5 protein-coding genes are annotated in these 4090 nt (G+C 74.4%); 2 read left to right on the top strand and 3 right to left on the bottom strand.

Annotated features, from left to right (window positions below; genetic code table 11):
* Positions 1-35: 35 nt before the first annotated feature.
* A complete protein-coding gene (locus HGA02_RS12375) occupies positions 36-347 on the bottom strand; it encodes a hypothetical protein (RefSeq protein WP_168679266.1) in 312 nt (103 codons plus the stop codon).
* A gap of 128 nt (positions 348-475) precedes the next feature.
* Here HGA02_RS12375 and HGA02_RS12370 point away from each other — a divergent pair, with 128 nt between their 5' ends.
* Both HGA02_RS12370 and HGA02_RS12365 read left to right on the top strand, forming a co-directional pair.
* On the top strand, positions 476-1261 hold the full coding sequence (locus tag HGA02_RS12370) for an aldo/keto reductase (RefSeq protein ID WP_168679265.1): 786 nt from the start codon (positions 476-478) through the stop codon (positions 1259-1261).
* Between the two features lie 14 nt (positions 1262-1275).
* Positions 1276-1734: an NUDIX hydrolase gene (locus HGA02_RS12365; RefSeq protein ID WP_343035460.1), complete on the top strand. Its 459-nt coding sequence runs from the start codon at positions 1276-1278 to the stop codon at positions 1732-1734.
* An 89-nt stretch (positions 1735-1823) separates the two neighbouring features.
* Here HGA02_RS12365 and HGA02_RS12360 read toward each other — a convergent pair whose 3' ends face one another.
* Both HGA02_RS12360 and HGA02_RS12355 read right to left on the bottom strand, forming a co-directional pair.
* Positions 1824-2105, bottom strand: a complete 282-nt coding sequence (locus tag HGA02_RS12360; RefSeq protein ID WP_168679263.1) for a hypothetical protein — start codon at positions 2103-2105, stop codon at positions 1824-1826.
* Between the two features lie 114 nt (positions 2106-2219).
* The coding region (locus tag HGA02_RS12355; RefSeq protein ID WP_168679262.1) for a pectate lyase family protein at positions 2220-4090 on the bottom strand (1871 nt) is incomplete at its 5' end.

Raw genomic sequence — 4090 nt, 5'->3', positions numbered from 1 at the left:
CGACGCCCGACGCACGCCCGAACGCACGCGAGCCCTCACGGGAGCGACGCGGGGCCGACCGTCCCCTGCACGCGGCCCCGCCGGTCGACCGTGATGCCGACGGACACCGTGCTGCCCGCCCACAGCCGCACGTCGCGGCAGTCCTCGGCGCAGTGCATGCCGCAGGCCGGGCAGACCCACAGCGTGTGGTGCCGGTCGATCGTGCAGCCGCACGTGACGAACCGCTCCGAGGGCCGGCCCGGACCCGTGGTGGTCCAGCGGTGGCCGGCGGGGCACGCCGCCGGCGGCACCCGCACCCAGCCGCGTGGCGTGCGCAGCCACTTCGACCAGTCGACCTCCCGCACCATCGAACAAGTGTACGAACGCATCGACCCCTCGGGCGACCGCCCAGCGGGTGACGCACCGTCGCCGGGCGGCCCTCCCGGTGACGACGCACGCCGCGCAGCGACCGGGACCGCGGGTGAGGATGGGACGCATGACACTTCCCCCCACGACCCCCACGCTCACCATCCCCGGCGGAGAGATCCCGGTGCTGGGTCTCGGCACCTGGCAGGCGGAGGGCGGCGACGCGGAGCGCGCGGTGACGGCCGCGCTGCAGCTCGGCTACCGCCACGTCGACACCGCGACGGGCTACGGCAACGAGGCGGAGGTCGGCCGCGCGCTGGCCACGATCGACATCGACCGCGACGACGTGTTCGTCACGACGAAGCTCCCGCCGGACCACGTCGGCCGCGAGCGGCAGACGCTCGTGGAGTCGCTCGCCGCGCTCGGGACCGACCACCTGGACCTGTGGCTCGTGCACTGGCCGCCGAACAAGCAGGCGACGCCCAGCACGTGGCGTGAGTTCGTCGCGGCCCGCGACGAGGGCCTGGTGCGGTCGATCGGCGTCTCCAACTACTCGATCGCGCAGATCGACGAGCTCATCGAGGCGACCGGCGTCGCGCCGGCCGTCAACCAGATCCCGTACAGCCCGGTCGACCACGACCCGGCCCTGCTCGCGGCGCACCGCGCGCGCGGCGTGGTCGTCGAGGGCTACAGCCCGCTCAAGCGCACCGACCTGGACGCGGCGGCCATCGCGGACGCGGCCCGGGCGCACGGCGTGACGCCCGCGCAGGTCGTGCTGCGCTGGCACGTCGAGCACGACGTGGTCGTCATCCCGAAGTCCACGAAGCAGCACCGCCTCGAGGAGAACCTCGGCGCGCTCGGCTTCGAGCTCACGGCCGACGAGGTCGCCGCGATCGACGCGCTCGGCAAGGGCTGAGCGTGGCGGCCCGCGTGAGCGCCGGGCTGCTGCTCTACCGGCGGACGGGCGACGGGATCGAGGTGCTGCTCGCGCACATGGGCGGCCCGTTCTGGGAGCGCCGCGAGCGCGCGTGGACGATCCCCAAGGGTGAGCCGGAGCCCGACGAGGACGACCTGCTCGCGGTCGCGGTGCGGGAGTTCACCGAGGAGCTCGGCGTCGCTCCGCCGCCCGCGTCGGTGCCCGACGTGGCGCTGGGCACCGTGCGGCAGAGCGGCGGGAAGGTCGTGCACGCGTGGGCGCGGGAGGGTTCGGTCGACGAGACGGCGGTCCGCAGCAACACGGTCGAGGTCGAGTGGCCGCCGCGCTCGGGCCGGACCATCACCGTCCCCGAGGTCGACCGGGCGGCGTGGTTCGCGCCCGACGACGCGCGGCTCGCGGTCGTCGCCGCGCAGGCCGAGCTCGTCGAGCGGCTGGCGCAGGCGCTGGCCTGAGAGGTCGAGCGACCGCGTCGGGCCGGCGTCCCTGTGCCCTGGGGCGTCGGCCCGTCGGCGTGGTCCGGGCGCGGACCCGGCACGATCCGTCAGGGGTTGTGCTCGACCTCGGCGGGCGGCGGGGTCACGCCGGGCGGCGTGGGCCCGGGCACGGTCTCGTCGAGGATGACCTCGAGCCGCCTCGCGCTGGTCGAGAGCACGTATCCCGCGAGCGCGAGCCCCATGGCGGCCGCGACGACGAGGGCCTTGAGCACGAGTCCGGGGACGAGGACGGCGCTGTAGGCGGCCGGGACGACGAGCAGCAGCGTGACGTGCGCGCCGGTCCACATGCCGTCCCGGCGCTGCTCGAGCTCGTGGCGCATCGAGGCCATGGTCACCTCCGTGGTCGGGGGTCGCCCGCCGTTGGACGACCCCGCCGACCGAACACTACGGCCCGACGGGCGGGGTGCGTGAGGACGATGGTCCCCGCGCACCCCGCGCGGGCGTCAGCGGCGGACGACGACCGTGAGGGGTGCGGTCGCCGTGGTGCCCGCGGCGTTCGACAGCTCGGCGGTGAACACGTACGTCCCGGGGGCCAGGCCGGTGACCCGCGTGGTCGCGTGCTGCGCCTGCGGCGTGGCCGGGGTCAGCGTCTGGCGGTCGACCTCGACGCCGTCCTGGTAGAGCACGTACTGCTCGGCGTTGGTGCCCCACCACAGGTGCGCGCTGATCGTCAGGTCGCCGTCGCCGTCCCGGTCGTCGTGCTTCAGGACGGCCTTCGCGGGTGCCGCGTCGCGGACTCGCACCGTCAGCGGTGCCGACGTCGACGAGCCCCACGGGTTGAGGACCTCGACGACGTAGGTGCGGTCGCCGTCGGTCCGGCCGGTGACGTCGAACGCGACCTGCTGCCTCCCGGGCGTGCGACCCTCCAGCCAGGCGGCGTCGATCAGCACGCCGTCCTCGTACAGCTTCGCGACCGTGCCGTTGCTGCCCCAGAAGAGGGTCGCGGTGACGGTGTAGTCGCCGTCGTGCAGCCCGGTGTCCCAGCCGTTGTCGTGCGACAGCCGGAACCGGTCGGGCGCACGGTCGGCGACGGGCGACCCGGACCGCAGCACGCCCGCACCGGCCTGCGCACGGACGGTCGCGGCGACCTCGGCGGCCGGCTGCGCGGTGTACGGGTAGGCCGCGGCGGGGTCCCACCGGACCGCGTCCGACAGCGGCGTCGCAGCCGTCGCGTTGTACGCGGCCAGCACGTCGAACGGCGCGCCGTTCACCAGCGACCCCGTGACCTTCGCCTCGGTCCCGCCCCAGCCCGCGAGGATCGTCGCGGGGTCGGACGTCGGCAGCAGCTCGAAGACGTTCTGCTCGGCGACGATGCTGCTCTCCCGCCCGGCGCCCAGGTAGTACTGGAAGCCGACGCCGTCGGGGTAGAGCGCGGGCTTCGTCTGCTCGTAGAGCTCGTTGTAGACGTGCACGTCGCCGTACCGCACGCGGGGCGCGCGCTGGCCGATGTCGGTCCAGTGGTTGTGGTGGTACGTGATGCGGTGCTGCCCGCGGTCCTGCGTCCGGGAGTCCGACGAGCCCACGAGCGACGTCTTGTCGTGCTCGCGCAGCGCGTTGTACGACACGGTGACGAGGTCGGAGCCGTGCGTGATGTCGACGAGGCCGTCGTGCACCTCGAACGGCCGCCCGTACACGGTGTCGAGCGTGGCCGGCGGGTGGTCGCCGTCGTCGAACGTGTTGTGGTCGATCCACACGCTCGTCGACGTCCACACCGAGAGGTTGTCGTACGCGGAGTTCCAGTTGCCGCCCGAGTCGTTCGCGTCCCACTGCGGGAAGCAGTCGTACGCGTCGGACAGCGTGAGGTTCCGGACGATCACGTTGCTCGCGTCGCGGACGCGCAGGGACCCGCCGACGATCCGGGCGTCGTCGCCGACGCCCACGAGCGTGACGTTCGAGCCGACGTGCTGGAGCGTCTGGGCGGCCTGGAGCGCAGCGGCGGCCGTGCGCGCGGTCTCGAGCGGTCCGCTCGGGTCGACACCCGGGCCGAAGGCCGCGACGTAGTCGCTCATCGCGAACGGCTCGCCGGTCCCCTCGACCGTGACCTGGCGCTCGAGGTCCGCGCACGTGGTGCGCGTGCCGTCCGGGCGCTCCCAGGCGTCGATCGTGCCGCGCACGTAGACGATCCGCGGGACGGTGTTCCGGCGCGCGTCCGTCTGCGACCCGCCGCGCTTGCCGGCGAGCGCGTCCCGCAGCTCCTGCCAGGTGTCGACGACGTACACCTCGGCGGGCGCGGCGGCGACACCGCCGGTGACCGGCGCCGCGGTGCGGGCGACGCCGTCGGGCCGGGTGACACCGGACCAGGAGGCCCAGCCGT

Origin of the sequence: Cellulomonas septica (assembly GCF_012396155.1) — a bacterium.
Taxonomy (GTDB): domain Bacteria; phylum Actinomycetota; class Actinomycetes; order Actinomycetales; family Cellulomonadaceae; genus Cellulomonas; species Cellulomonas septica.
This window is presented reverse-complemented; position numbering and strand designations above follow the sequence as displayed.

What these genes read in the sequence shown, in the direction of transcription:
- HGA02_RS12375 (WP_168679266.1), bottom strand. Translation starts at nt 347, where the DNA reads ATGGTGCGGGAGGTCGACTGGTCGAAGTGGCTGCGCACGCCACGCGGC.
- HGA02_RS12370 (WP_168679265.1), top strand. Translation starts at nt 476, where the DNA reads ATGACACTTCCCCCCACGACCCCCACGCTCACCATCCCCGGCGGAGAG.
- HGA02_RS12360 (WP_168679263.1), bottom strand. Translation starts at nt 2,105, where the DNA reads ATGGCCTCGATGCGCCACGAGCTCGAGCAGCGCCGGGACGGCATGTGG.